This is a genomic window from Alcanivorax sp. UBA3183 (assembly GCF_002364155.1).
GTDB classification, from domain to species: domain Bacteria; phylum Pseudomonadota; class Gammaproteobacteria; order Pseudomonadales; family Alcanivoracaceae; genus Alcanivorax; species Alcanivorax jadensis.
In genome coordinates this window covers 29744-35020 of sequence record NZ_DEXN01000005.1, presented here as the reverse complement: position 1 = coordinate 35020, position 5277 = coordinate 29744, and the positions used below count along the sequence as shown (strand labels likewise).

The following is a 5277-nucleotide window of genomic DNA, read 5'->3' as shown; positions in this document are numbered from 1 at the left end:
AGCGGCGCTTGAGCCGCGAAGCCCCAGAGATCTTTTCGAAGACGGCTTCGCGGCTCAAGCGCCGCTCCTACGGCATATAAAAATCACGGAGAAAACATCATGACCCTTGCCTATTGGTGCGTGCTTGCCGCCATTTTCCTGCCCTACCTGAATACCGCTTTAGCCAAATTCCAGGGCGGCTTCGGCCCGAAGCAGAACCATAACCCCCGCGAATTCCTGGAAACCCTGGAAGGCAGCCGCAAACGTGCCCACTGGGCTCAGCAGAACAGCTTCGAGGTCACCCCCGCATTTGCCGCGGCCGTGATTATTGCCCACCTGGCCCAGACCGCTCCTCAACCCACCATCGACGGCATCGCCCTGGCCTTCTTGGCCAGCCGGATCATGTTCACCGTCTGCTATATCGCCGACTGGGCCAGCGCCCGCACCCTGGTTTGGACCTTTGGCATGGGTTGTATCGTGGCGCTGTTCGTGGGCGTTGGAGCATAAAGAGCAGGCAATTGATCATTGAGAATGGATAATTGATAACTTAAAACCATGAAAGCCACCGCCAGCCCTTACTGGAGGTGGTTTCCGTTATCAATTCTCAATTTTCCATTATCAATTCAGCAAAACGTGCCCGATATCTTCACCATCACCGTCAACGGCAGGGAACGCTTCTCCTGCCATGACGACCAGACCATCATCGAGGCCGGCCAGCAGGCCGGCTTCGGCTTTCCGGTGGCCTGCCGCAATGGTGTCTGTGAGCGCTGCATGGGAACGCTTCAAAGCGGACACGTTCAGCAAAGAAACCACACCATTCATGCGGGCGATGCCGATAGCATCCAGGTGTTATACTGCATCGCTCAGCCACTCAGCGACTGTGAGATCGATGTGCCCGAGGTGACCGCTCCCGGCGAACTGCCGAGCCATGAAGTTCATTGCCAGATTCAGCAGATTGAAGCGCTCAATCACGATGTGAGTCGGGTCTGGTTACAGCTACCCGCCGGCAAGCGGGTGCAGTGGCATGCCGGGCAATACATGATGCTCAACCTGAACGGCGAGAGCTTCCCCTTTTCCATCGCCAACCACTGCGATGGCCGCCGCCTGGAATTACATATCCGCCACGGCGACGATAACAGTGCCGCCCAGGACATCATGGCGCACCTGACATCAGCCAGCACCGTCAGCGCCACCCTGCCCGCCGGCATGCGCTTTATCGACAGCGCCCCGGAACAGCCGGTGTGGTTTATCTGTGGCTCCACCGGTTTCGCCCCGGTAAAGGCCATGGTCGAACGCCTGATCGCCCTGGACTTCGACCACCCGGTCCGCCTGTTCTGGGGCGCCCGCACCCCGGAAGATCTCTACCTGCCGACACTCCCCTCCCAGTGGAAGATGGCACTGAAAGACTTCGATTTCACCACTGCCCTCTCCGACATCCGTCACCCGGACCACGCCGAAGGCCTGGTGCATGAGGCAGCGCTGGCGGCCCTGAACGAACCGGAGTTGCCGCTGTTCTACCTGGGCGGTTCCCCGCCCATGGCCTGGGCGGTATTCGATGCGCTGGTGGAAGAAGGCGTCCCCGCCGGCAATATCCACTGTGACGTGTTTGATTACGCGCCCAGGGAATAGCTGCAGCAACGCGGGCTAAACCCGTGCCGACCGAAGAGGCCTGAGCCCGCGATGCGAGTCTAATTCGTCATTGGGCATCGAGCATTCGCCTCGAATCGCGGCCAAAACGTTCCCGGACTGGCAACAACCGAGCCCGCGTTGTAGCTTGTAGCTTGCGGCTTGTAGCTGATTACCAAGGAAAGGATGCGATGGCGCAGGATTCTCCGCCCACGGCGCATAACCAGACATTGCTTCTGCCTTGCCACGAATGCGACCTGGTATGCGAAGTAGACCTTCGCCAGGAAAGCGGCTGGCTACAGTGCCCCCGTTGTCGGCACCCGCTGATGCGCCAGGCGCAGAGCGATCAACTGACTCCCGCGCTGGCCTTTACCGCGCTGATTCTGCTCGGCCTATCGTTGCTCTTCCCCTACATCGGTTTCGAAAAAAATGGCATTGAGCGCGCCATGACGGTGACCGATGCCGCCTGGGAACTGGCGGTCTATCACCACCCGTCGCTAGCGGTCATCGTGATCGCCACCATCATCGTGATCCCGGCCCTTTATCTGCTGTCGATTTGCTGGATACACCTGAGTCTGTCCGCCCGCCGTCATCTGCCCGGCAGCCTGTTGCTGGCCCGCTGGCTGCCCCGCATGCAGCCCTGGATGATGGCAGATGTGTTTGCCATCGCCGCCCTGGTGAGCCTGGTGAAGATCGTCGCCATGGCCCATATCCAGCTGCTCTCCGCCTTCTGGACCTTTTCCGGCTACGCTTTGTTATTGCTGATTACCGTCACCCGCATGAATACCGTGAGCCTGTGGCAGCGGTTGCTGGGTAATCTGCAGCAACCCGCCGCTACCCGCAGCGGACTCACCGCCCGCAGCCAGGGGCTGATCGGCTGCCAGCGCTGCGGGCAGTTGCAAACCCTGGGCAGTCACCATTGCCACCGCTGCCACAGCAGCCTGCATGACCGCCACCCGCTGACCCTGCAACGGGTCTGGGCACTGCTGATCACCGCCATCCTCTGCTGCTTCCCCGCCCACCTGTTTCCGATCATGACCACCACCAGCCTGGGGCAGAACGAGCCGTCCACCATCATTGCCGGTGTCATGCTTTTCATCCGCCATGGCGACTGGCCCATTGCCCTGATCATCTTTACCGCCAGCGTGCTGGTGCCGTTCGGAAAAATCCTGGCGCTGGGCTGGCTATGCATTGCCAGCCGCCGGCGCGACACCCTGGACATGAAAAACCAGATGGCGCTCTACCGGATCACCGAATGGGTGGGGCGCTGGTCCATGATCGATGTATTCGTGGTGGCCATCATTGTCGCCCTGTTCCAGATGGGCAATATTCTTACCGTGACCCCGGGCGTGGGTGGCGTAGCCTTTTCCGCCGTGGTGATATTTACCATGCTGGCGGCCCACCAGTTTGATCCGCGCCTGATCTGGGACCAGCAGCAGAAGCTGCCCCCCAACACACAACCGGAGCATCAGCCTTGAGTGATACCCAAGCCGAACCCCGCCGCACCCGGCTTTCCGCCGTCTGGCTGATCCCTCTGGCCGCTGCCCTGATCGGCCTGTGGCTGGTATTCAGTTATCTCTCCAGTCAGGGGCCGGTAATTACCCTGAAACTGACGGACGCGGAAGGCATCAACGCCGGCAAGACGCCGGTGAAAACCCGCAATGTGCAGGTCGGCCTGGTAGAAAGCGTGAGGCTGTCGGATGACATGAGCCACACACTGCTGACCGTACAGATGCAGTCAGACACCGACCGCATGCTGGCCGAGGACACCCGCTTCTGGGTGGTCAAACCCCGGATCAGCAGGGAGGGCGTGAGTGGCCTGAACACGGTACTGTCCGGCTCCTACATCGAGCTGATGCCCGGCGAAAGCGGCAAGAAGGGCAAGCGTTTTCAGGTACAGGACACGCCGCCCCCGGAAAAAACCGGCGCCGGCCTGTTCCTGAAACTGGTCAGCGAGGCAGGGACCAATGTGGACGTGAGCGACCCGGTGCATTTTCGCAGCCTGAAAGTGGGCCGGGTGGTGGAAACCCGCTTCAATGCCAGCGACAAGCGCTTCCACCACCGCATCTTTATCCAGAAGCCCTACGACGTGCTGGTCTCGGACAGCAGCCGTTTCTGGCAGGTCAACGGGCTTGGCTTCAAGCTCGATGCCCGCGGCTTCCAGGCTCAGATCCATTCCCTGGAAGCCCTGATCGGCGGCGGCATCACCTTTGCCGTCCCTGATGGCAATATGCGCGCCGGCGACCCGGTAAAAGACGAGCGGGAGTTCACCCTGCACAACGATGAAGAAAGCGCCCGGCGGGCTCTCTACACCGACACCCTGGATTATGTGTTGCTGGTGGAGAGTAGTGTGCGGGGCCTGAAAACCGGCGCCCCGGTGGAGTATCGCGGCATCCGTGTGGGCACCGTGGAACAAGTGGCCTGGAGCTTTGCCCAATCGGGCCCGGGCACGATCAGCAGTGCTCCCATTCCGGTGCTGATCCGCCTGGAACCCCAACGCATCACTCACCAGAGCCGGGAAGATACACAGCGCTGGCGGCAGGAAATCGATCGCATGATTGATGATGGTCTGCGCGCCAGCCTGAAGCCGGGCAACCTGCTCACTGGTGCCCTGTTTGTGGATCTGGATTTCCATGCCGACACGCCCGCTGCCAACAGTGGCGAACGCTATGCGGATGTGGCCGTTTTCCCCACGATCGACAGCGGCGGCATCAGCAAGATCGAGGACAAGATCCAGCGGCTTCTGGATACCCTCAACAACCTGCCCATGGAATCCATTGCCGGCAACCTGAACCGCAACCTGGACAACCTGGCCGGCACCACCCAACGGCTCGAAGCCCTGCTGGCCGACCCGGCACTCAATGCCCTGCCGGAACGGCTTACCGGCACCCTCGGCGCCCTGGAAGGTACGCTGCAGGGCTGGCAGACCGGCGGCGACGGCTACCAGCAACTGCAAGGCACCCTGCAGAAACTGGATCGTCTACTCAACGACGCCGAACCGCTGCTGGATACCCTGAATCGGCAGCCCAATGCACTGATCTTCCAGCGCCAGCCGGCCCCCGATCCGCAACCCAGAGGCTCCCGCCAATGAAATCATTGTTCATTTCCGGCCTGCTGGTCACCCTGATGGTGTGGCTGAGCGCCTGCAGCCAGACCCCGCCGGCACCCGCGCCGGACTACCTGCTACCCGGCGCCAGCCACAGTGGCCACAGCCCACTACAGATTCGCGTAAGCCTGGCCAGCTATCTGGACCAGGGCGGCATCGTGTTGCAACTGAGCGACACCGAACTGCACGTGGCCCGCCAGCATCGCTGGGCGGAGCCACTGGGCTCGCAACTACAGCGGGCGCTGGCGGCCACCCTGGCAAGCCAGACAACACTCCCTGAACTGGGGAAACTGGATCTGCAACTCAGCCGCTTTCAGGGCATGCAGAGCAATGAGGGTGACGTGGCCATGATCACCGGCACCTGGCAATTCACCCATGAAGAGCAAGTCCAACGGGGAACCATCGAGTGGCAGGGCCCTATTGGCGGCGAGGGCTATGCGGCACTGGTTAAAGCCCTGGATCAGGGCTGGCAGGAAGTCGGGCAGAGCATCACCCAGGCCCTGAAATAACCCGCCACACCGGGCCGAAAGGGCTCGACGGGTTTTGTAGGAGCGCCGCTTGAGGCG

5 protein-coding genes are annotated in these 5277 nt (G+C 61.3%); all 5 read left to right on the top strand.

Annotated elements, in window-relative coordinates; genetic code table 11:
• Nucleotides 1–99: 99 nt before the first annotated feature.
• The 5 genes from B3Q33_RS01245 to B3Q33_RS01225 all read left to right on the top strand — a co-directional run bounded on the left by B3Q33_RS01245 (nt 100) and on the right by B3Q33_RS01225 (nt 5220).
• The gene (locus B3Q33_RS01245) at nt 100–486 is read left to right on the top strand and encodes an MAPEG family protein (protein ID WP_272975555.1); all 387 of its coding nucleotides are present in this window, start codon (nt 100–102) and stop codon (nt 484–486) included.
• 126 nt (nt 487–612) lie between these two features.
• A complete protein-coding gene (locus B3Q33_RS01240) occupies nt 613–1608 on the top strand; it encodes a 2Fe-2S iron-sulfur cluster-binding protein (protein ID WP_035245255.1) in 996 nt (331 codons plus the stop codon).
• Nucleotides 1609–1796: 188 nt separating this feature from the next.
• Entirely contained in the window at nt 1797–3083 is a 1287-nt protein-coding gene (locus B3Q33_RS01235; protein ID WP_052042470.1) for a paraquat-inducible protein A, read from the top strand.
• Entirely contained in the window at nt 3080–4696 is a 1617-nt protein-coding gene (gene pqiB / locus B3Q33_RS01230) for an intermembrane transport protein PqiB (protein ID WP_035245258.1), read from the top strand. Before B3Q33_RS01235 ends, pqiB begins: the two co-directional genes overlap by 4 nt.
• Nucleotides 4693–5220, top strand: a complete 528-nt coding sequence (locus B3Q33_RS01225; protein WP_272975554.1) for a PqiC family protein — start codon at nt 4693–4695, stop codon at nt 5218–5220. Before pqiB ends, B3Q33_RS01225 begins: the two co-directional genes overlap by 4 nt.
• Nucleotides 5221–5277 lie beyond the last annotated feature (57 nt).